The sequence below is a fragment of the Enterobacter quasiroggenkampii genome (genome assembly GCF_043972695.1).
Taxonomy (GTDB): Bacteria; Pseudomonadota; Gammaproteobacteria; order Enterobacterales; family Enterobacteriaceae; genus Enterobacter; species Enterobacter quasiroggenkampii.
Window position 1 is genome coordinate 1,523,931 of the sequence record NZ_CP143745.1, and the last position, 22,516, is coordinate 1,546,446.

Annotated in this window: 21 protein-coding genes, 1 tRNA gene and 2 pseudogenes; 9 read left to right on the plus strand and 15 right to left on the minus strand. The window is 47.3% G+C overall.

Features of this window, described 5'->3' with window-relative positions; all coding sequences use genetic code 11:
- Positions 1-9: 9 nt before the first annotated feature.
- Complete coding sequence (gene crl, locus V1572_RS07235; RefSeq protein WP_045909842.1) at positions 10-411, plus strand: sigma factor-binding protein Crl; 402 nt, start codon at positions 10-12, stop codon at positions 409-411.
- A 135-nt stretch (positions 412-546) separates the two neighbouring features.
- Here the strand turns inward: crl and phoE are convergent, their stop codons facing one another.
- Positions 547-1,599, minus strand: a complete 1,053-nt coding sequence (gene phoE / locus V1572_RS07240; RefSeq protein WP_045909841.1) for a phosphoporin PhoE — start codon at positions 1,597-1,599, stop codon at positions 547-549.
- Between the two features lie 304 nt (positions 1,600-1,903).
- On the opposite strand from phoE, the gene proB reads away from it, so the two are divergent.
- From proB to V1572_RS07255, 3 genes are all read left to right on the plus strand, one after another.
- Complete coding sequence (gene proB / locus V1572_RS07245; protein ID WP_021242883.1) at positions 1,904-3,007, plus strand: glutamate 5-kinase; 1,104 nt, start codon at positions 1,904-1,906, stop codon at positions 3,005-3,007.
- Positions 3,008-3,018: 11 nt separating this feature from the next.
- Entirely contained in the window at positions 3,019-4,272 is a 1,254-nt protein-coding gene (proA, locus tag V1572_RS07250; protein WP_046092647.1) for a glutamate-5-semialdehyde dehydrogenase, read from the plus strand.
- 111 nt (positions 4,273-4,383) lie between these two features.
- Positions 4,384-4,459, plus strand: a tRNA-Thr gene (locus tag V1572_RS07255).
- A gap of 434 nt (positions 4,460-4,893) precedes the next feature.
- On the opposite strand, the gene V1572_RS07260 is transcribed toward V1572_RS07255, so the two are convergent.
- The 12 genes from V1572_RS07260 to V1572_RS07315 all read right to left on the minus strand — a co-directional run bounded on the left by V1572_RS07260 (position 4,894) and on the right by V1572_RS07315 (position 17,132).
- The gene (locus V1572_RS07260) at positions 4,894-5,520 is read right to left on the minus strand and encodes a histidine phosphatase family protein (RefSeq protein ID WP_063439704.1); all 627 of its coding nucleotides are present in this window, start codon (positions 5,518-5,520) and stop codon (positions 4,894-4,896) included.
- Positions 5,521-5,526: 6 nt separating this feature from the next.
- Positions 5,527-6,876 carry an iron-containing redox enzyme family protein gene (locus tag V1572_RS07265; protein WP_196352004.1) on the minus strand — a complete coding sequence of 450 codons (1,350 nt, stop codon included), beginning with the start codon at positions 6,874-6,876 and terminating at the stop codon, positions 5,527-5,529.
- Between the two features lie 187 nt (positions 6,877-7,063).
- Entirely contained in the window at positions 7,064-8,179 is a 1,116-nt protein-coding gene (locus V1572_RS07270) for a nucleotidyltransferase family protein (RefSeq protein ID WP_395299825.1), read from the minus strand.
- Entirely contained in the window at positions 8,169-9,350 is a 1,182-nt protein-coding gene (locus tag V1572_RS07275) for an MFS transporter (protein ID WP_196352005.1), read from the minus strand. Before V1572_RS07275 ends, V1572_RS07270 begins: the two co-directional genes overlap by 11 nt.
- Positions 9,347-10,405, minus strand: coding sequence for a M14 family metallopeptidase (locus V1572_RS07280; protein WP_196352006.1), 1,059 nt, complete (start codon positions 10,403-10,405; stop codon positions 9,347-9,349). Before V1572_RS07280 ends, V1572_RS07275 begins: the two co-directional genes overlap by 4 nt.
- 14 nt (positions 10,406-10,419) lie before the next feature.
- Positions 10,420-11,130, minus strand: coding sequence for an iron-containing redox enzyme family protein (locus V1572_RS07285; RefSeq protein WP_196352007.1), 711 nt, complete (start codon positions 11,128-11,130; stop codon positions 10,420-10,422).
- Complete coding sequence (locus V1572_RS07290) at positions 11,123-12,175, minus strand: hypothetical protein (RefSeq protein WP_395299826.1); 1,053 nt, start codon at positions 12,173-12,175, stop codon at positions 11,123-11,125. Before V1572_RS07290 ends, V1572_RS07285 begins: the two co-directional genes overlap by 8 nt.
- A 12-nt stretch (positions 12,176-12,187) precedes the next feature.
- The gene (locus V1572_RS07295; RefSeq protein WP_395299827.1) at positions 12,188-13,339 is read right to left on the minus strand and encodes a pyridoxal phosphate-dependent aminotransferase; all 1,152 of its coding nucleotides are present in this window, start codon (positions 13,337-13,339) and stop codon (positions 12,188-12,190) included.
- Positions 13,336-14,307, minus strand: a complete 972-nt coding sequence (locus tag V1572_RS07300; protein WP_162791099.1) for an NAD(P)-dependent oxidoreductase — start codon at positions 14,305-14,307, stop codon at positions 13,336-13,338. Before V1572_RS07300 ends, V1572_RS07295 begins: the two co-directional genes overlap by 4 nt.
- A 17-nt stretch (positions 14,308-14,324) precedes the next feature.
- Positions 14,325-15,101, minus strand: coding sequence for a hypothetical protein (locus V1572_RS07305; protein WP_029739717.1), 777 nt, complete (start codon positions 15,099-15,101; stop codon positions 14,325-14,327).
- A 13-nt stretch (positions 15,102-15,114) separates the two neighbouring features.
- Positions 15,115-16,053 carry a U32 family peptidase gene (locus V1572_RS07310; RefSeq protein WP_196760027.1) on the minus strand — a complete coding sequence of 313 codons (939 nt, stop codon included), beginning with the start codon at positions 16,051-16,053 and terminating at the stop codon, positions 15,115-15,117.
- Positions 16,054-16,076: 23 nt separating this feature from the next.
- Complete coding sequence (locus tag V1572_RS07315) at positions 16,077-17,132, minus strand: phosphotransferase family protein (protein WP_395299828.1); 1,056 nt, start codon at positions 17,130-17,132, stop codon at positions 16,077-16,079.
- Positions 17,133-17,529: 397 nt separating this feature from the next.
- Here V1572_RS07315 and V1572_RS07320 point away from each other — a divergent pair, with 397 nt between their 5' ends.
- Positions 17,530-18,810 (plus strand): hypothetical protein, encoded by a 1,281-nt coding sequence (locus V1572_RS07320; protein ID WP_196352010.1) that lies wholly within the window; start codon positions 17,530-17,532, stop codon positions 18,808-18,810.
- Positions 18,811-18,974: 164 nt separating this feature from the next.
- Here V1572_RS07320 and V1572_RS07325 read toward each other — a convergent pair whose 3' ends face one another.
- On the minus strand, positions 18,975-19,346 hold the full coding sequence (locus V1572_RS07325; protein ID WP_395299829.1) for a zincin-like metallopeptidase domain-containing protein: 372 nt from the start codon (positions 19,344-19,346) through the stop codon (positions 18,975-18,977).
- Positions 19,347-19,492: 146 nt separating this feature from the next.
- Between V1572_RS07325 and V1572_RS07330 the strand changes: the two are divergent.
- The 4 genes and pseudogenes from V1572_RS07330 to V1572_RS07345 form a co-directional block, all read left to right on the plus strand.
- A pseudogene (locus V1572_RS07330) lies at positions 19,493-19,609 on the plus strand (toxin); the annotation flags it as partial.
- 510 nt (positions 19,610-20,119) lie between these two features.
- Positions 20,120-21,184 carry a hypothetical protein gene (locus tag V1572_RS07335; protein WP_395299830.1) on the plus strand — a complete coding sequence of 355 codons (1,065 nt, stop codon included), beginning with the start codon at positions 20,120-20,122 and terminating at the stop codon, positions 21,182-21,184.
- The gene (locus tag V1572_RS07340; RefSeq protein ID WP_025912594.1) at positions 21,181-21,480 is read left to right on the plus strand and encodes a DUF6966 domain-containing protein; all 300 of its coding nucleotides are present in this window, start codon (positions 21,181-21,183) and stop codon (positions 21,478-21,480) included. Before V1572_RS07335 ends, V1572_RS07340 begins: the two co-directional genes overlap by 4 nt.
- Positions 21,481-21,579: 99 nt before the next feature.
- Positions 21,580-21,738 (plus strand): annotated as a pseudogene (locus tag V1572_RS07345) (hypothetical protein); the annotation flags it as partial.
- Between the two features lie 70 nt (positions 21,739-21,808).
- Here V1572_RS07345 and catA read toward each other — a convergent pair.
- Complete coding sequence (gene catA / locus V1572_RS07350; RefSeq protein ID WP_069720205.1) at positions 21,809-22,486, minus strand: type A chloramphenicol O-acetyltransferase; 678 nt, start codon at positions 22,484-22,486, stop codon at positions 21,809-21,811.
- Between the last annotated feature and the right edge of the window lie 30 nt (positions 22,487-22,516).

Genomic DNA, 22,516 nt, shown 5'->3' on the forward strand with positions numbered 1-22,516 from the left:
GAGATCGCAATGACGTTACCGAGTGGACACCCGAAAAGTAGATTGATTAAGAAGTTCATGGCTCTTGGCCCGTATATTCGAGAAGAGCAGTGTGAAGAGAATCGCTTTTTTTTCGACTGCCTGGCTGTATGCGTCAACGTGAAGCCTGCACCCGAAAAACGTGAATTCTGGGGCTGGTGGATGGAAATGGAAGCAGAGGAAAAACGCTTTACGTATAGCTACCAGTTTGGTCTGTTTAATAAAGACGGCAACTGGCAGGCGACCACCATTAAAGATCAGGAAGTGATTGACCGCCTGGAATACACGCTGAAAGAGTTCCACGATAAGGCACGCGCATTGCTGGCGACTCTGGATCTCAGGTTCGAGCCAGCGGATGACTTTTCCAGCGAAGCGGTGAAGCTGACTGCCTGATCGCGTCACAGCGCCGGGTGGCGGCTTCGCCTTACCCGGCCTACAGAATGCGCTATCCCGTAGGCCCGGTAAGCGCAGCGCCACCGGGCAAAAAAATCCCGGCTTATCTGCCGGGATTTTCTTATTCGGATAATCTTAGAACTGGTAGGTCATCCCCAGGGCAACGATATCATCGCTGCTCACGCCCAGTTTATTTTTGTCGTCAATCTGGTTGATTTTATAATCAACAAACGCGGACATATTTTTGTTGAAGTAATAGGTCGCGCCAACGTCAATATATTTCACCAGATCTTCGTCACCAATACCTTCGATATCTTTGCCTTTAGACTGGACATAACCCAGGGACGGACGCAGACCGAAATCGAACTGATATTGTGCGACGACTTCAAAGTTCTGTGCTTTATTAGCAAATCCGCCAGAAATTGGCGTCATATTGCGGGTTTCTGAATACATCGCTGCCAGATAAATATCGTTCGCGTCATATTTCAGACCGGTAGCCCAGGCTTCGGCTTTCTGGCCCTGGCCACGCGCCAGCAGGTTCTGCGCATTGGTGCGGTCAGAGTTAGTGTAAGCACCGCTGACGGCGAAATCGCTGCCGCCGAAGTCATAGCTCAGAGAGGTACCAAAACCGTCACCGTTCTGTTTCTTGGCGTCACGGTTTTCGTTTTTGCCCTGGTACTGCAAGGTCATGTCCAGGCCGTCAACCGCGCCGAAGAAGTCGGTGTTACGGTAGGTAGCAAGACCGGTCGCACGCTTGGTCATGAAGTTATCGGTCTGCGCGGAAGAGTCGCCGCCGAACTCAGGGAACATGTCGGTCCATGCTTCAACGTCATACAGGGCACCCAGGTTACGACCGTAATCCAGAGAACCAAAGTTTTTCAGCTTCAGGCCCGCGAACGCCAGACGGGTTTTCTGAGAGGAGTCGCTCTCGGCTTTGTTACCCGCAAATTCAGATTCCCAACGACCATAGCCCGTCAGCTGATCGTTAATCTGGGTTTCGCCTTTAAAACCGAAACGAACGTAAGTCTGATCGCCGTCTTTGGTGGCATCATCGCTGATGTAGTGCATGGCTTTCACTTTGCCGTACACGTCCAGCTTATTACCATCTTTATTATAAACTTCAGCTGCGTGAACGGATGCAGAAGCCACTACGCCCATAACCATTAATGCCAGAGTGCTCTTTTTCATTTTCGATCCTGTCTTATAAACGCGCTAAAAAATTCGCTGGACGATAAGCTCATGCTTAAGTCCCGTGAAAAAACAGGAAGGGTTTTATCGTTCTGGAATGAAACTTTTATGACAAACTAAGAATAATTTTAAAAAACTGTGATTTATTATTTCGGTAATAAAAGTGTCAAATTCTCCCGCTACGCTTCCTGATCCCGCGCAACAAAGTGTTTCGCGATGTGCTAAGGCAGTTGGCAACGGGGCTGACTCCTGCTAAAACGTTCGTTCGACATTACTTTCCCTTATCGTTGAACGGCAGAGAATCATGAGTGACAGCCAGACGCTGGTGGTAAAACTCGGTACCAGTGTTTTAACAGGCGGATCGCGCCGCCTAAATCGCGCCCACATTGTTGAGCTTGTACGTCAGTGCGCTCAGTTACATGCCGCAGGGCATCGTATTGTGATTGTGACCTCCGGGGCGATTGCCGCCGGGCGTGAACACCTGGGTTACCCCGAACTCCCCGCGACGATCGCCTCCAAACAGCTGCTGGCCGCCGTGGGACAAAGCCGACTCATTCAACTCTGGGAACAGCTGTTCTCTATCTATGGCATCCACGTCGGGCAGATGCTGCTGACGCGTGCGGATATGGAAGACAGAGAGCGCTTCCTGAACGCCCGCGATACTCTGCGCGCGCTGCTGGACAACAATATCGTTCCGGTCATTAATGAGAACGATGCCGTTGCTACCGCTGAAATCAAAGTGGGTGATAACGATAACCTCTCTGCGCTGGCCGCCATTCTGGCTGGCGCCGATAAATTACTGCTTCTGACCGATCAGCAGGGGTTGTTCACTGCCGATCCGCGCGCTAACCCGGAAGCCGAGCTGATTACCGACGTGCACGGTATCGACGATGCGCTGCGCGCCATCGCCGGTGACAGCGTGTCCGGCCTCGGAACAGGCGGCATGGGCACCAAGCTCCAGGCCGCGGACGTGGCGTGCCGCGCCGGTATCGACACCATCATTGCCGCGGGCAGCCGTCCTGGCGTGATTGGCGACGTGATGGAAGGCATCTCCGTTGGCACCCGCTTCCACGCTCAGGAATCTCCTCTGGAAAACCGTAAGCGCTGGATATTTGGCGCGCCGCCTGCGGGCGAACTCGTCGTTGATGAAGGGGCGACCGCCGCGATTCTGGAACGGGGAAGTTCATTACTTCCTAAAGGAATTAAAAGCGTGACAGGCAACTTCTCCCGTGGTGAAGTGATCCGTATCCGTAACCTCGAAGGTCGCGACATCGCCCACGGCGTAAGCCGCTATAACAGCGATGCCCTGCGCCGCATCGCGGGTCACCATTCGCAGCAGATCGACGCCATTCTGGGCTATGAATATGGCCCGGTTGCCGTGCATCGCGATGACATGATTATTCGTTAAGGAGCCAGAACATGCTGGAACAAATGGGCGTCGCCGCGAAGGCCGCCTCTTACAAACTGGCGCTCCTTTCCAGCCGCGAGAAAAACCGCGTGCTGGAAAAAATCGCTGATTATCTGGAATCACAGTCCCAGGAAATTTTGCTCGCCAACGAGCAGGATTTACTGGAAGCGCGTCGCAACGGTCTGAGCGAAGCGATGCTCGACCGCCTGGCATTGACCCCGGCTCGCCTGAAAGGCATCGCCGACGATGTTCGTCAGGTCTGCAATCTGGCCGACCCGGTAGGGCAGGTGATTGACGGTGGGCTGCTGGACAGCGGTTTACGCCTGGAGCGCCGTCGCGTGCCGCTCGGCGTTATCGGCGTTATTTATGAAGCCCGTCCAAACGTGACGGTGGATGTCGCTTCCCTGTGCCTGAAAACCGGTAACGCCGCGATTCTGCGCGGTGGGAAAGAGACATGGCGCACCAACGCTGCGACGGTGAAAGTCATTCAGCAGGCGCTGGAAGAGTGTGGCTTACCGGCGGGTGCCGTGCAGGCAATTGAGAGCCCGGACCGCGCGCTGGTCAACGAAATGCTGCGCATGGACAAATACATCGACATGCTGATCCCACGCGGCGGCGCTGGCCTGCACAAGCTGTGCCGCGAGCAGTCGACGATTCCGGTGATCACCGGCGGTATTGGCGTGTGTCATATCGTGGTAGACGACAGCGCTGAGATTGCTCCTGCGCTGAAGATTATCGTTAACGCGAAGACCCAGCGTCCTAGCACCTGTAACACCGTTGAAACGTTGCTGGTGCATCAGGACATAGCGAACACCTTCCTGCCGGCCCTGAGCAAACAGATGGCAGAGAGCGGCGTGACGCTGCATGCTGACGCCAGTGCGCTCGCGCTGCTGCAGGATGGCCCGGCTAACGTCGTTCCCGTCAACGCGGAGCAGTACGACGACGAGTTCCTGTCACTGGATCTGAACGTGAAAATCGTGAGCGATCTTGACGACGCGATTGCGCACATCCGTGAGCATGGCACGCAGCATTCTGACGCCATCCTGACGCGTACGCTGCGCAATGCCGATCGCTTCGTGAACGAAGTGGATTCCTCTGCGGTGTATGTGAATGCCTCCACCCGCTTCACCGACGGCGGCCAGTTCGGCCTCGGCGCTGAGGTAGCGGTCAGCACGCAGAAACTGCACGCGCGCGGTCCGATGGGGCTGGAAGCGCTGACCACGTACAAGTGGATCGGCTTCGGCGACGATACGATTCGTGCGTAAATAATCACGGGTGATGCAAAAATAGCCGTTTGATTCAAAAGGGCATTGACGCATCACCCGGATAGATCTAACCTTTTGCCCCGTGGTTACACTCGTAACCGGCCTCTCAGGGCCGATATAGCTCAGTTGGTAGAGCAGCGCATTCGTAATGCGAAGGTCGTAGGTTCGACTCCTATTATCGGCACCATTTCAAACTCTTCCCAAATATACCGAAATCAACTAAAAGCCCGTATACTGCGCTTTCTGGCCGCATCTTATCTCCTGATATCAACTTGCCGCCACGCGCAATCACGACATCGTGACGATCATCCTGAATGAGGACCGGGTGATTCCGGCGATATTTGAGGCCATGATCGGCGAGGGAGTCTATACGGATAGCTGGCGCAAGCGGGCACTGCCCGCGTCAGCACACTGCAGGCACTCAGTAAGCCATACCCTGGGTGATGTTCTGGCGGAGCCTGCCGCGTTGTGCTTCGGAATGGGCCAGGAAACCGGGCAACGCGCGTTGCTGATATTGGTGTCGTACACGCTTATCTATTACAAGCAGCCAGAGAGCAGGATTCGGTGACGCTTAACCGTCTCTCAGATACTGGCGCACCGCGCTTGTCTTTCCCCATTTGTTCACTCAGCACTGGACAGCTTAAGCAAGTGGGAAGCGATCCCCCAACGGAGGGTCATATCCTCCCCTCCGCCCGCCTCCAGCACGGTATAACTCGCGTTCGGTTGTGCGTAGCGGTTGAAATGATCGATGTTTCCCTCTTTAAGCAACGCAAGCATACCCTGCATGACATGTCCGTGAGTGACAACACAGAACGTCTGATGCGTTGTGGTTGCCATCTTCTTGTGCAAAAAATGGATAATACGCTGAGAAGCGTGGGCAAGCGACTCGCCGCCAGGAGGACAAAACGCGGCATTCTGTGAAAATAACGCGAGAAACTGACTCGGATATTCCTGCTCTAATTGTGCCTTCGTCATGCCTTCATATTGACCAAATGACTGTTCTTTTAGGGCCTCTTCGATCACCAGCGGGCACTGAAAATGGCCCGCCAGTGCCTGACCCATTTTCCACGCACGTCCAAGAGGTGAAGTAAAGACACATTCCACCGGATAAGCAGCATCCGTTAAAGCCGTCAGTAATGCCGATGTTTCCAGCGTGCCGCGGGCAGTCAACGGGCTATCCTTGTGTCCCTGGATAACACCGTGCTGATTCCATTCTGTTTCTGCATGCCGCACTAAAATCACTTTCATTAGAAATTACAATTGCTCCAGTAGCTGGCCTGCATCCACAAGAGGCAATGATGGCAAGGCATGCCATGCATTCCAGATTGACCCAATGATATCCTCTTCACTGTAGTCCGAAACGGTACCCTGAACGAGCTGTTCAAGCCATTCAAGCGTATTCGTATAACGAGCAAGATCTGTACAGGCGGTTTTCCAGAGAACATTCTCCAGCATTAGCATTAACAACTCTTCGTCTTTATTGATATCAAATTCAAACACTGGAAGTTGCTTAAGCGTGCACAGCGTCTTCACCAGCTTATCACTTTGTGACAGCGTGGCCCTGGGGATTGCAATCGGTAATGTGCTCATTTTCAACTGAGGAAGCATTTCACTCAGTGTTTGCAGGAAAAGCACCTTATCCACGCCGGCAAAGCTAATGCCGCCTAAGAGCCAGGGTGTAATAGCCCGGCGTATAGCATAAAATTCACGGACAGCTTTCTTGGCAATAACTAAATCATTTACGCTAAGAGCATTAATATGCGAGAAAATTTCACGCCCTTCATTACCATGCTCACCTTCAATATTAATCTTCTCATGGACTATCTGGCTACGTATTGCTTCTGGAGCGAGACCGGAGTTCTCCAGTACGTCAATATAGGCCTGACTTTCTTCACTGGTCCCTTCCATCAGTGCCACCAGCGTGACGAAGGTCGGCAAATGAAAATGAGCCGCTTTGAGTAACATGGCCATTGTAGCCTCAGTGCAGAGATGAGGACTGGTAGATTCAATTTCCTCGTCGCTCATCCCAAAACCCAGTAACGACCGGCGCAGTAATTTTTCATGACCGACTTCATCAAAGAAGAAGTCACGGATCGCCATCGTCAGGTCGTCATTACCATAGTCGCGCAAAGATGCGGTAAGTACCCGTTCTGCAGCCCGAGTGACATGGTAATATTCAACGGACCAGCGCTTTAACGCCGCGTCGTCTATAGTTTTGGTGAATACTTTGCGGCTAAATTCATCCTGTTCAAAAGCAGGTAAAACAATATTGTAATAATAATTCTCAATCTCACAGATAAACGCCTTGCCTGAAATGACGTCATTTACAGATTGAGCGTCAGAAAGTAGATGTTGCTCATCGAGCATAGAGAGAAAATCATTAACCGTATATGGCTGCATTGCCGAACCCAGCCTTTCATTCAGCGCTGGAACATTAATATCAGCATCCGTCAAATGTTTAAGAATATCTCCGGCGGCCTGGGCCATTATTTCATTCTCAAAATCAATGGTGAAACTCTCGCTGGGAGTAATAAAAATAACTTGCTGGCGATCGAGTCGATAGGTGATATCTTTTGCGAGGCATGGATTGTTTTGATAAATCATAAAGAAACCCTCAAAAAAGTAAAGGCACTCTATCGAAACAGAGTGCCTGGTTTGATCTATTACAGACGAGCGTTCATAACTGGAATAACACGACGAGTAACTTTCATGTTAGTCTCCTTGTTGAAGGTTAATAATCCTCGAAGAGGGCCTGTTTTCATACACCGATTTTCGGGTTAAATACCCAAAACTAATAAATAAAACGGTCACAAATCTTATAACGTTCCAGAAACGTGAAACCTGCATTCGCTGGCTCATATTTAGCGACAACAGGCATTCCTTTTTCCATCCACAACGTCATTTCTTCGGTGGAGTATTTTCTTGTCGTCTGCCTCGGTGAATCGTAAAGCAAGCCGTGAAGCTGTACCAGTTCATCGAAATCCTGACGAGCCATCCCAGACTGTTGCTGATAAGGCCATGATTGATGTTCAATAATAGAATAATGTCCATCCCAGCGTACCGCGTGGTATTGCTCATACAGCCATGCCAGAAGAGGAGGCATTGACTCATGGATTTCCTGTTGCCAAAAATCAGCCAGCAATAATAACGGCGCTTCAAGTTTAGCCTGTTTTAATAAGTTGCTTAAAGAATCCCATTCCTCTCTTTTTATCAGATTAAACGTCAGCTTTACATCCATCATGTCACGCAATGTGAATTTTTTAGTCACACCATCACGGAAAGTAAATTCAGCAATCAATAATACAACTAATCTCATTGCTTCTGTCAAGACGTATAATTGATTAAAATATAAATTTGAAAAATTTGACACAGGAAATGCATTAAAATGAACCTCAACATATACATCATCAAGAGCACGTTCGCCAGCATTATTCCTCAGTCGAAACTTGGCAGAACTTGCAATGCTGTTATTCGTTTTCCGCACCCAGACAAACATTTCTTTGAAGCCAAGAGATAATAGATAATCATGTGCCTCGATAAAATCTTTTTCATTTTTATATAAGATATCAACATCGCGAGATTCACGCTGAAATCCTTGAGGGTAAAAATGCTTAAAGCTTTCCCCTTTAAGGGTTATCAAAGAATCAGGCTTACATTTCTGTGTTATTCTTGCAAGTAATTTCTCATGCAGCAAGCTTTTTTTACGATAAATATCCAGTCTTTTTTGCGCCCATGAAGAAAGTGTATTTTCTTTGCACCAAAATTCAAGCCAGGCATAAAGTAATTTATTTCGATACAGCTCTTCCCAGTGTTCTTCATCGATAGACGGTAATACAGCATCGCGACCAGAAATAAGATACTGACTGAAATAATCGTAGAAGCTCAATAATTCTTTATTAAATTTCATAGACAGACTCCCTGTGTGATTTCAGTGCCCATAAGGTAACGGGAACAGTTAACACTAACTCAACGACTGCTGTGAGTAGATAGACCTGCCGTACCCCCATCCGCCAGGCTATATACCCACCAATCAAGGTCGCGACAGGGATCCCACTTTTAACAAGAGCCCCTGAGATACCTAGCGTGGTCCCATAGCTGGCAGGATCAGAACAGAGCTGGCGTAATGTTCGAAATGAGACCGCTGAAATCACTATCGATAGTGATTCGATAAACATTGAAATCACCAGTACTGGGTAGCTGTTTAGTTCATAAACAAGGAAATAGAGCAGTGCGTTGATGAGCATTGACGCCACCAGAAGCCCCAGCAGCATTGAGGGCCTTTTACTGATAAAACCTAACAGCCATGCCCCGACAATGCCCCCCACCCCTGCTGCTGTAATGATACTCCCGGTATCAAGAGCGCTCAGCTTTAACTCATGGGTAGCGTAGAAAACCATCAATGTCGCTGGTACAGTTTCGACAGCATTCACGAGCAAAATAATAAATGAGAGATGCATCAAAGCACGGTTCGCTCTGAATGCCTTAATTCCCTCCTTAACACGTAAGAAAAACAGCGAATACCAGGGCTGGTGCACGCCTTCCCTTTTTTCATAACGAGGGGTAATCAGCGACACCCCAAAAGAGAAACCAATTAGCAGAAACAGCGTCCACTGCAAAGACCAGGTTAGCGCCCATCCCATTGCAAGGGGAATAACGACGGTAACAATCTGTTCAAACAGTGATGTTCTCGTATTAAAATCGCCCCATTTTTCTTTTGGCAGCACATCATAAGCAGTTCGGCTAGTCCCTGCAGAGACGCTGTAGGCAACAGCCGACATAATAAATAGCGCGACATAAAGCGCCTGGATAGGTAACCAGTTGTTATAGACCAGGACCATCAACCCCAGCGGGAGTATATGGAGATAAAGACTCCAGCGCATAATGATCCCCGCCCCCCAGGAATCAATTGAAGCCCCAACAATAATACCAACCACAATATATGGAACGTATTCCATCGCACGGTAAGTGGCGAAGACATCAGCATCGGCAATCTGCTGAGCCAGAAAAATGGGAATCAGCACCGAGAGGCCGACAGCGATAATTTTGGAGTAGGTAAATTGCAAGAGTAGCCGGGTCATGAAGATACCTCCTGCACCGGGCAAGAAGCATTCAGAACTTTGATGGCACCCTCTACCGTCTCGTAAATAGCCTCTCTGGCCTGTGCCAGCCATTGAGGATCCGAGGGGAAAAATACCTCGCGAAATTCCTCTCGTACCTTGTCGTATTGTGGTCCGGAACTGATCTGCCGTTGCCATAACCAGTTCTCTCGCTGCATCGCAATCATGACTTCCAGCGCTGGACTGGTACCTAGCTCCAGAACATAACCTTCTGCCCGACCGCCTGGAAAAAGGCTATCGACATAGCCGGTCAGCGTGCCCTGGAGTAGAGAGGAAACCGCATTATGACTGGCGTGATTAATGGCCTGAGCGAGAACCGGCTCTTTGCCGATACCACGTCCACCTTCACGGATGATACTTAGTTGTCCCTTTTCACCCAGCCCCGTATGAATATCGAGCACCAGAAAATGGCGGAACTGGCGGGATAAGGTCAGGCATACTTCGCGTACAGCTATCTGGCTCGGCGTGATCTTATCCCCGCCATAAAAGAGTCCTTCAGGGTGATGATACTGCCCGCTGGTGATCACCGACTGTACACGTTGAAGCCCGTCGTGCGTAATCCATTCAAGCAACTTTGATCGAAGCTGCGACTGGTCGGGTAGCTCAGAGCCAGCAGGACAAATTATTTCACGCGCGCGATCATAATCCCTGTTGCGCTGGGGGACAGACCCACCAATAAAATTTCTGTTGAGATCGATATTTGTTTCATTCACTCGCCGAAGCTCATGCATACCCCAGGGATTGACGGCATGCACCAGGCAAATCGCTATATGTTTTGGCGTTGGGAAATCCCTGAGAAGGGTTTCCTGTATAAGTGCACCAGGTAGTCCCTCAACGCCATGCACACCAGAAAAAACAACAATGCAGGTGTTCGCCTGAAGATCACCGAGCACCGTATACGTTAAATGAAGAGCACTACCGTCCTGCCCCAGTGTCACGGGGATCTGTGTTACTTCTACTCCACGTTGCTGCGCAAGACGACTAAATTGCGCTCTGCTTTCGGTATACATGCTCATGTTACATCACTCCATCAGGCCACATTATCGATATCAGATTGATCAAAGGTCAGATGATAGAGCTCTTCGTAATACATAACGAAAAGCTTGTAGACATTATCAATATGCGAAAGGATCTTCTCTTCATCTTCAGGAAGATTCGCTGTTTTGACCAACACATCCCAGACAAAGTCGACATGATCATCATCATCGTCATGATCAACATGTGCGCGCTGACCCCTGACATACTCTTTGCCCATAACCTGCTCAATATTGTCAATAATATCGGGTTGCGTTTTTTCAGATGCTGATTCAATAAAATACGAACTGCAGAGTGATGCTAACGGGCGACCTTCATGTTCAAGACCGTAATAGAAATATCCCTGAAGCAACTTTGTGGATAGAAGTGGCTCGGTTGAATAAATCTCATCTGGTGACACGCCAACTTTCTTCAAATCAGCAGCAAACATGGAGTCATGTAGCATTTCATCACCCGTATACTCGCACCAGCGTTTGGCAAGTCGCGGATCGGTTTTTGTAAAATAATGAATAGTTAAACCATCAATCGTGCGCTTCATTCGCAAACGCAGAATTATTTCAATTAAATTACGTTTGTAATATTCAAGATTTATATTTTTGGCGTCTTTCTGGTGTGATGCGCCAGGCACAGTAGTAAGAAATTTATTTACACGATCTGCAATAAATTTATCGACCCGCTGTCTGAATTCACTATGATTATTACTCATAAAACCCCTCAGTCGTGTTATGCATTGAACTGTTGAATGGAACGTGTTTACCTTTACCTGCAAGCCAGTCATCAAGTCCATCACCCCGCATTAATGCAAACTCCAGCGCGTAACTGTGATGAATCAAGTTGGTACAAATAATCATGAATGCAACATTGCTGAGGTGGATATCAAGCTTGTGAAGCTTGTTCTCCAGTTCCCTCACGGATAACGCTTTACCCGCGGGCATGCCATGCAAAAGCCACTGTTCAATGTCAGCAAGCAATAGGTTAGCCTCTTTCGGAAACGGGCAAGTGCTGACTGAAGATCGTAGTTCTTCCAGCGCAGTGGGCCAGTTGAAATCATTCTCAGAAAAGCGTGATGTTTTTCCATCCAAATAATCAGCAAGTTGTGCCGATTTATTTTCATGAAAGTTATCAACAATCTCCTGAAAAAAATTGTGGCGTTCCTCTGAACTAAACAGTATTCCAGATTCCCTGATAATATCAGCGGGCTCATCTGTGGTATGGACAAATTTAAATAAACGATTATGACTCTTCAAAATCGCTCGTAACTGATCTGGCTTATGTAATTCCGGTAAAGAACTTCCCTTCAGGGATTGAAGGCGTACCGTACCCGGCAACTCACGCTCCTGGCTATTATCACGAAAAACAACCATAGTACAATCGTCACTGGTAAGCAGCTTTTCATTAAGAAAAATTCGGTCCAGTGAAAACTGATTCAGTTGATAGCGCCAGTCTTCCCGCATTGTCCAGTGATTATAACGAAACTCTCGCCACGTAATCGGCGTAAAGTTTTGGCGCTGCAAATAATCAAGCGCAGCCTGACATTTCCTGGCCATGAATGCATCGGGTTTGAATACCAGAACAGCAATATTTTGCAAATAGGAGACGGTATTTTCACCAAAAATCTTCCGCGCGTCACTCCAGGCTTCCCTGAAGTATACATCTCGAGAATAAAATATTTTTTTCTCCGGCATGACAGTTAGACCTTCCCAACTATCATGACCAACCTCATCAATAATATCTTCACCGGTATTATACATTAAGGACATCACTTACCTCCGACTGAACCAGGAAATAAGAATCTCAGATGCTGAGGTTATCGTCGCCAAATCTGCAGCAAAGGAAAAACGAATGAATTTGTGCCCATTATAAGGGTCAAAATCAACACCCGGGGTAATGGCAACTCCCGTTTCCTCAAGTAACTGTTTACAGAAAGCCACACTGTCATGGGTTAAATGTGATACATCAGCGTAGATATAAAAAGCCCCCTGAGGGTAGGTAATGTTGTGTAATCCACACTCTTTCAATGCTGCATACAGGATATCTCTTTTTTGTTGATATCCGGATACATATTCGTCCATTTGCTGATACGCTTTAAAAGCGTGAATGGCGCCCACCTGGCTCAGCGTTGAGGTAGCGATAAACAGATTCTGGATCAGTCGTGCAACGGTTCGCAGCCAGTTATCCGGTACAATCATCCAGCCAATGCGCCAGCCTGTCATCGAGAAGTATTTTGAAAAACTATTGACCACAATCGCTTTCTCGGAATATTGACGTGCGCTGGTTGCTTTAGTACCGAAAGTAATACCATGATATATTTCGTCTGAAATCAGAGTAATAGCGTTACTGTCACAATACACCGCCAGTTCATCCAGCACAGCAGCGTCATACATGGTACCGGTAGGATTATTCGGTGATGAAACAATGATTCCGTCTACCGGCTCCGTCAGGTCCCTGAGATGACGCGCAGTAATCAAATAATCAGTCTCCGTGGTGACGTGAATATCAACCGGGATTAAATCTAGTGCTAATAAAATGTTGCGATAACAGGGGTAGCCCGGAACCGGTACAGCAACCCGAGCCCCTTTGTCAAAGCCTGACAAAAATGCCAGGATAAACGCAGCCGATGAGCCCGGGGTGACAATAATGTTTTCAGCTGGGACTGAGATCCCGTAAAAATCAGCATAATGCTGAGAAATATTTTCACGCAGTGCACTCAGCCCTGCAGCGACCGTATAACCCAGCGTCTGTTGCGGTAATGCGATTTTTAATGCCTCAATGACGGGGGCCGGGGCGGAGGTACCAGGTTGCCCCACCTCGAGGTGCCATACGATCTTGCCGTGGGCCTCGCGTTCGGCAGCTGCCTGCATAACGTCCATAACAACAAAAGGTGAGATATCTGAACGTTGGGATAAAGATTTCACGCCTGGTTCTCCTGTAATACGTATTCAGCACTATTGCACGACTCCTCGTTGATATAACGCGCAAGGATCGCGGCCCGATCGGCGATGACCTTTCTGGTCCAGGCCGAAATATGTGGGGTCATGTCGACATTATCGAGTTGCCTAAAATCTGCCGCTGATGGTCTTAATGCCTGGTCTCCTTTTTGAGGATAAAACTGCCATACATCGATGACAGCTCGGCCGATTTTTCTGTCGTGGCAGGCTGCGGCCAGGGCCTCATAATTTACACATTCAGCCCGGGCGATATTAATGAGTAATGTATCCGGCTCCATCATAGTGATGGCGTGCTGGTCAATAATATTTTGGGTATCTTTATCAACACCACAAGCGACAATTACGACATCACATCCCCGGATAAAGTCATCCCGTTCAGTTCGTGGGAAAAACAAAACTGAACCTGAGGTTTCGTATGGATAGCGCGTCAGGCAGCGACAGGATGAGCCAAAGAACGAAAAAACCTCAATCACCTTGCGACCAATTCTCCCACCACCGATAACACCAACAGTGAGTTCATTGAGTTGTTTTCGCGCAATGCCTCCCAGCCGTGAACAATCCCGCCAGTCATAGCTGGATTTAAACCTTTCCCCAATACTATCCAGTTCTCGGAAATATGAGATGACGTAACTGAGAATATATTCCGATACGGCCATCTCGTGTGCTGCACAAGTTAAAACCTCAACATTCTCAGGTAATTGTGAAAAGTTAATTTTATCAACGCCAATTCCCGGAACAAGAACCTTTTTAAGACTGCTGGTTACAAAACGCTGGTCAAATACCATGGATACTAAAATATCTGTATTCTGACAATGAGAGGCAATCTCCGCGTCTGTCGCAGACTCATCCAAAAAGGTCATAACGTGCTTTTCTGCACACAAATGCATCTGGCGGCTCAAGTAGCAGGCCATATTTCCAAAGAAAAAAATTTTCACTCGCTCTCCAAAAATCATTATATGACTTTGAATCGGCTGTATAGCTGTGCTCTCGCATTAGCATCAGAAAGATGCAATATACAGATCATCCGGTCTGACAGTGTCAGGTTGGCGGAGAAAAACTCATTAACAACAGCATCACGGCATTGTGGCATTTGTTGATAGAAATCATCAGGCACTTCACCACTTGCGTTATATATCACACCATTTTTTTTATTATATCTAAATCCAGGATGCAGATAGTTAGCCAGTTGTATAGAGAAGTCAGCCAGTTCGTTATCATTGCTCAATAATATCTGCGGAAAGAAAGCAGAATTTTGAATATCTGAAAAAGAAGCAAGTATTTTGAAAGAACGAGGGTTAACGGTTTTCAAAATAATATACTCATAATCCAGGCCTATTTTTTGAGACAATGTCGAAAAGAGACTTTGCAATATGGAATAAGTGACGCGAGTTCCATGTTGTTTTTCCGATATCAGCAATGTGTAAAGCATGATACATGTTTTACCGGCGATCTCAGCGACGTTGCAGCTTAAAAAACCACAACATTCATTTGTCTCTTTTGTATAGCAAAATAAGCACAGATCAGTCCTGGCAATGGTTTCAGGCTTGGCCATAAAGTAACTGTTAACCTTATGCTGTGGCATTGCCAACGCCAGCTCTCTTACCGCCTTCTCAATGTAGTCTGCTCCTGGCTTTTCAGGCCCAAATATGTCGACGTACACCGATCCTCTTTGCATCATTTCGTAGAGCCCAGCACTGCTGGAGCTCTCGCGGGCATGAGATACTTTCATTACGATGCAACCATTACATCTGCTGTGGTAAGCAAACCGTAGGATCTGCGTGGTCAATTTTTTGTAGTTCAGGTGCAACCTGCTGAAGATGATCCAGTACCAGGCCCAGGCGACGCACACGTTCTTTGGCAACCGGCGCACCAACGCTGTCATAAGGATGGGATTGAGCGCTTGCGCCGACTTTCAGATACATCGGGGCAGCAATCTGAGCCAGTTCACCCACTTCATAGAAACGCAGATACCCACCTTTTGATGCATAGACATCAATCGGAATATCAATCACCAGGTCCGGGTTGAAACGTCGTATTTCGTACATCGTAGCGAGAGAAAGATCATGGGCTGTAGTAATACTGTCAGCCCCCGCATCAGCCATCAGACGAGCAATAATAGCGTTGGTTACCATGCAATGTGAGGACGTTTTAAACTTCATATTTGCAGGCAGGATCTCTTTTTTACGAAGCTCATTAAGAATAAACAGCACACCCGGATCGTAAACGATGAGGCCACGGCAGCCCAGCTCACTCAAGCGCAGCGCTTCTTCAATGGAGTGCGAAATGGCATCATTGTTATTGAGCTGGCGACCCTGTTCCATTCCGAACTCGGTACGGTAAAAAGAGGACTTAACATCATATTCCGGGCGCGGTCCCAGACCGAAGAGCATGCCATAGTTATTTTCATGACACAGTTGTAGCATTTCTTTAATTTCACGGTCGGAACGCAAAAAAGAGCCATGCGTTTCATTAAACCGGGTGCAATAGATTTCGCTTTCGCGCAGTGCCGAGACTATTGTTTCCAGCATCATCAGATTATTGACTGCAGGTATTTCTACACCATATTGCCCCCCCTTCGGAAATGAACGCCCCGAAGGCTCTAAGGTCACATCATCAGAAAAAGGAAAACCATTATCACGGAGAATAGTCCGCGCTTTATCAGCACTACGTTTTAAGCTCATATTTAATCCTTCCTGTATGAAAACTAATGTGTGAATGCAACTTCGTTAAAAATGAAATCAAGAGAAAACAGATTCTTAGTTAAAAGGTTAAGGGCTTTCTTTCTAATTGTATTTTTATGGCACTCATTCAGATAGTGCAGCGTTGACTTCCCGTCAACTCTTGCCAGCATCAGTACTGGAATGAGTGCCGCTATCCGTTTCTCAAGTCCCGTACGATCTTCCCAGTTCACTTTTTGCAGATATGACGTAGCAAGCAGTCTGGACATCAAGATAAAACGGGCATCCCCTAACCGATAAAATTTTAATAGCAAATGATTAATACAAAATGCGATATCAAAAGCCGGATCAGCATAACAGGCACATTCTGCATCTAAAAAAACGGGTTTCGAATCACGATTAAGAATATTTTTTGGACTCAAATCCCCATGTATCACCGAGATACGATTCGCCAGAACCGACTCGCCAATCTCAACGAGGCGTTCACTCATGTCTGGAAATGTGTCGATCAGTGCAAAGATATATGGCTCAATGCGCGTCGCACGTAAAATGTCAGCACTATTAAACTCTCTGGCATAATTCTGGCTACCTGCCGTCATCTCGTGAAAAATGGCAATTTGCTCACCTAATTGTTGAACAAATAGCAAGTCGAACCGCCCAGAGAACAGCTGCCTTTGCCAGACTTCAGCTTCAGTAACGTCTATGTACTGAGTCACTAACAGCGGTTTTTTTTCATCAAAATAATAAACGTGAGGAACACTTTCCGCTGACACACGGCTGGCCATTTCCAGCCATAAATTCTCATAAAATGCTCGTTTTAGCGGGGCTGACCAGTTCTTCTGAACCCGTAATGTTGCTAAAGGCTGTTTAATAACATAACGCTTAAGATTATTCCCTTGCAGGCAATCCATAAGCCATACATCGGAGGAAACGCCTCCCTGAAGTCGTCTTACATTTTGTCTGGAAAACAATTCAATGCCAGTGCCATTCATTAACTCAAGCACGTAATCAACTTCATCAGAATCAATTTCTACAATTCCCCCAGCATGGGGAAATGGCATATCGGTATCCATTAGAGCCATAACATTGTCCGGTTGGATTTTGGCGTTTGTTATTTACAAGCTGTATCAGTGAGCGAATTTGAATCTACAAGGTGATATTTAACATGTAAAGCATTTTATTTACATTTCTTTAAAATGCAAAAAAAACTTAAGAATTGTCTTATGCCAAAAATAGTAGGGGGCTAATGCAGCCTGCTGTTTTTTATGATTTTTTTAAAAGATATATTTTGGTCATAATTTTTAATTATGAAATTAAATGTGAACATAATCACTTTAACTCGGGTGTTAATGGGACCCTCCTAATTTTCATAGGTATTAATCTTTTGACTAATAGCCTTTTTCTTTTAGCATTCTTTTGGCAAACATTTCCCATATGAACTTACTTATCTAACCGCAAGTTACAACGAGACCAATAGCCATGGTGAAAACAGCTATCACTGCATTAATAGCACGTAAGGTCTGGAGTTCTTCAGGCTTGCCCGCGCTTGAGATTGAGGTTTTTATTGATAAACGGATCTCAGCCAGAGCTATTACGCAGTCGGGTCTGTCAGGTGGTTATGTTGACCCAATATTAAATAGCGAAAACATATGCGCCAACTTACATAAAATGCTGGATTGTAAAATCCAATACATTGACAAAATACTCACCCCGCAGTTGCTGGGACAGCGTATCGACAACCAACTTATCATTGACTCTATTTTGAGCTTAAGTACACAAAATAATAAACTCTCGCATGCTGACACTGCAGCAATTTCTATTGCGGTTGCGGACCTTGCTGCCAGGTACTATGCCATTCCGTTATGGAAATACATTCAACAAGAATATATTGAACCCGTTATGCCGTTGCCAGAAATTGAAATATTCGGCGGTGGTGCTCATGCATCTTATGCTTCAACAGTACAGGATGTAATGGTGATTGCCCCCGGCGCAGAAAACTATCAGCATGCACTCTGCATCGGGGCAGAAATATTTCAGCGTATTAAAAATCAGCTGGTGAAGGCAGGAAAACCCACAGGGCTCTGTGAAAAAGGGGGACTTTGGCCAAGCTACGACCATTTTCGCCATGCTTTAGAGATGGTAAGCGAAGCCGTTGCGCATTCGGGTCTTACGGCTGGTAAAGATATTGGCATAGCAATCGATTTCGCAGCAGATGGTTTTTACGAGACAGGCCATTACTGGCTGAACGGAAATGAAGGTTGCGGTCAGACTTCAGATGACTACATTGCAACATTGACTTCGTTGATCAAAGAATTTCCGATCATGTCACTTGAAGACCCGCTGGCGGTAGAAGACAGGGCGGGATATCGTAAGTTGATGCAGCTGTCAGGCAAGCAAGTACAAATTATCAGCGACGATCTGTTGGATTCCGATCCGCGACTGGTGCAGTCCGAGGATGCAGCTTTACTGTGCAATGCCATCATGATCAAGCCGGCAAAGTCTGGCACCTTAACAAAGACGATTTCAGCGTTAAGTCATGCGCGAAGCAAAGGCTGGGGAGCCATCATGGCAGGGCGCTCTATTGACAGCGAGGATACAGCTGTAATGCACCTTGCGGTAGGCTTGGGGGTTGGTCAGTTCAAAATCGGTTCGCTGGCACGCGCTGAGCGGAGTGCAAAATTCAATGAGGGGATCCGCATCGCAGAAGCATCACGCGACCTTGTATTTGCTGGGGCAAAAGAGTTGCCAAAAGGCATGTAGTGAATTATTTATTTGTAAATGACCTGTCGCAGCTACCCAGGCAGCATATTTACATTGTCAAACACAGGAGAGGCGCATACTTTCCACCTATTACACTTGCGTTAAATTTTGTCTATACGCAGTTAATGGAGCTGAACGTTGGGTGCTGCAGGATCAGTTTTCCTTCAGCGCGTAGGGGGATCAATACACCGCGCAGCCGGTCTGTTGTTCAGGTGGAACTCTACATTAATTACAAAAAGGATACAGGAAATCAGCCATGGCACATGATAGCGCTCATGCTGCACCTCCCCCGGTACGCCTAAGTAGGCTATTAAAAATGCACGGCCCAGCTCGGCAATTAGTTCCTCAAAAGCATATTCCTCTGATTCGAAGCGGGTAGGGTGAATAAGATTTAAGTTGTGCGCCGCTCCCGCCCAGTGAACCAGCTCATGTAGTGTCGTGGCGTAGAAATTATCTGCCTTATTGAAGCGAAACCGAGCCGATAAGACGGTCTCATCCGCCGCAGGCCGGTAAAACGCCGAGCGTACTCTTTCCATAATTTCGCACCGGTACGCTTTATCAGGGCCACCACCTGCGATAGCGGGTCAAATGTAATGTGCGTCTGCGGAAGCGCATCGAGAAGCAGGACGTCCTATAATGCTTCCTGATTCGCCAGACCTCTGGCAATGACTATCGAGATACCGTACAAGTGCCATATTTGACCGTTACAGATATCCTTCATGCCAGGAGAGCATGCGGATTAATGAACAGTTGTTCGTATCGGGAAGTAAGTAATATTGTTCTTAGCCGATCGCTGTAGTGAGAAAGACTTCAAGAGCCGAGAAGATTTGTACGGTCTGTGAACGCATAAAAAACAAAATGGGGGCACAAAAGGGGGCATTTATAAAGATTAAACAAGAAAATATCTATACTTATCAATGGTTCTATAGGTTGTGTTATGTTCCTATTATCTCCTCAAACGTCTGTATTCATCCATAAAGTCCCTGATTTAAATGCTTTTTAGTCCATTATTTTCCGTAACCTTCCAGTAAAATCGATGCTGAATCTGTATAGGATTGTGTATATGTTCCTGTTCGGTTTGCGCCGTCCGTGGTTAAACAACAAACAGATCTTCGTCATCATTTGCGTTCGGATGGGGCGCTAATGTGGGATGTCTGTCATCTTCCGCAAGCAGTGTGCTTTCTTCTCAGCGTGCAGAACCCGTTGCTTACAGCCACACAACTGGCCATTACCTGCTATATTCGTGTCTTTGCCTGATTTCCGGAATGCGCGATAATGTGGCACATAATGGCAGCGTAAAAGGGGCAATATGCTTCATCACAGCCAGGCAATGTCACTGGATGACATCTACCTTGAGGACATTCCTCACATTATTCACCCGGATACGGCGGCAGGAGACCTCGCAGATACTGCAAGGCCTAACCGCATCATTCAGGAGTGGAATTTGCCACAGGGCTACACCCGGTTTGTCAACCGGTATCAACTATACCACTGGCAACATCCCTGGATGGCATACCGTGACACGCTCGACGACATCAAATCCGGTAAGCTCGTTCTGCTGAGAAAAGACATCACCGGCAATGCGATTTCGGGCGTGCTGACGACATCCGGTGACCTTCGCAATGACCTGCCTTTGTTCCTTCAAACTCGACTCCGACACATCCTGTCCCGGCAACTCAAACGCCCGAGATATCAGGTCCGCCATGCGGCACCGGTGCAACATGCCCAGGCCGCAAAAACCATCAACAGCAAAATTGCCGGTCGGTTGCTGGCCGCGGGCGGGATCTATAATGGCAATATCGAGGGATTCCGTCAGACCGCGCAGCAGCTCGGTGGTGATGCACCGGCGGGTTACGATCAGGTTATGGATAATAAAGGGCTGATTATCGCTGGTGCTTCTGTTGCTGCGGGCCTTGGCCTGGGCAGACTGGGAACGGCGAGTGAGCTTAGCAATCTTCATGTTCTGGGAAAAGTCGAGGGTGAATACTCGATGATAAAACCCGGACCATTACCTAAAGAGCTGGCTGAAACCTTCTCCAGTGGTACATATAAAGAGATCACGCTATCAACAGACACGAGTTTCTACAGAGGTGGTATAGAGGGGCGACCACTAGGTCAGTTTTTCGGATATGAACAACCTCAGGGAGTGCTCCAGACCAGAATAGATAAGGCCCTGCTCCCCAAATGGCCTAACGGAAGTGAATCCCCTCTTGATAGCTATCACAAGATACAAATACCCGCAGGAACGAAAGTATATGTTGGAGAAGTTGGCTATCAAACAGACCTTTTTTCCGGTGGCTCTGAGCAAGTTGTGATACCTACCCCGTGGAAAATACCTGGCGTTAAGATACTTGAAAGTGGTGGTTTGAAATGAAAAATGAAATAAAGAAAACGGTAACTGATATCATCAAAATCCTCTCCTCAAATGATGAGGATTCATGGGCAAAAACATTCGAAAAACTAGCCATCGAGCTCGATGTTGATTGTGAGTCATCCATTTACTCGTTGAAAAAACTCTACGGCGGGATGGGATCATTTAACGATATTGTTCTTCATAAAAATGGCATACCTCTCATTCGGGAAAATGACGAGTTAGACGATTTGAGACACAAACTCTACAAGCAGCTTGACCATGCAATCGTTTTGTTAAAAGCAGGTGATTTACCATAGCGTTAGTTTCCAGCGCCGTCAGTAAATTATTGGGTACGCCTCCAGCCTGACAGGGGAAGCGCAGAACCTTACAACAGCCTCAGGTGTGTTCGTCTCGTCAGCATCGATGCCCCCGAAAAGAACCTGCCCTTTGGGCAGCGTTCCCGGCAGACATTCTCATCGATAGTGGCGCAGTGTGCCGTCTCCATAACGTGCAGGAACGCAGATTTCTATGGTCCTCTAATGGATACGGTGTGGCCTCACATGGAAAGCGCATAAAATAATGAAAGGCCGGTAGGCTTCTCACACTCACTCCTGCCAGATGGAAACCATCAGCACTTCTTACGCATCATGCGCCAGGTTCCTCTGACAGCTCCGACAAACCATCACACATCTCCTGCAACTCATTAAACATCCTTGCCACATGGAAGCCATCGCACACCGAATGATGCACCTGCACCGCGAGCGGCAGCAGCACTTTTCCATCCTGCTCGTAGTATTTCCCAAACGTGAACATAGGCGAAAAGAAGTTCTTCATATGCGCAATGTTCATCGTAAAGTTCGTAAACGTAACCCACGGAATAGACGAGACGAAAAAGACATTTTCCCGGGACTCTTCCTTAGGCCAGTATGAAAGGCTATTTCCATAGCGGGCCGTATCTTCAGCATACGTGTTCTGGAAGTGATGAATATTGCCGTCATAGTGGCTCCACAATGACGAAAACGTCTCCGTTTCTGGGTGGAAAATGGTGTAGCTGGGATGAATTTCATTCCATATGACAAGCTCATTGTCCTTCATGGCCATACGGAACTCAGGATGCCGGTTCATGATGTTAGACAGGAGAAAAATGATAGTCGGGTAAAACTTCCATCCCACCGCTTTGATATGTTTTCGCAGCGCGGTAATGTCGATGAGAACGGTTTGGTTAATTGTGCATTCAGCAAATGACTGGAAGACTTCAAAATGCTCCTTCCTTGGCCAACGAGATAAATCAACAGGCGTATAGTCCGGGGCTGTTTTTTTCATTGTTTAACCTTTGATTATCAATCGTCTACA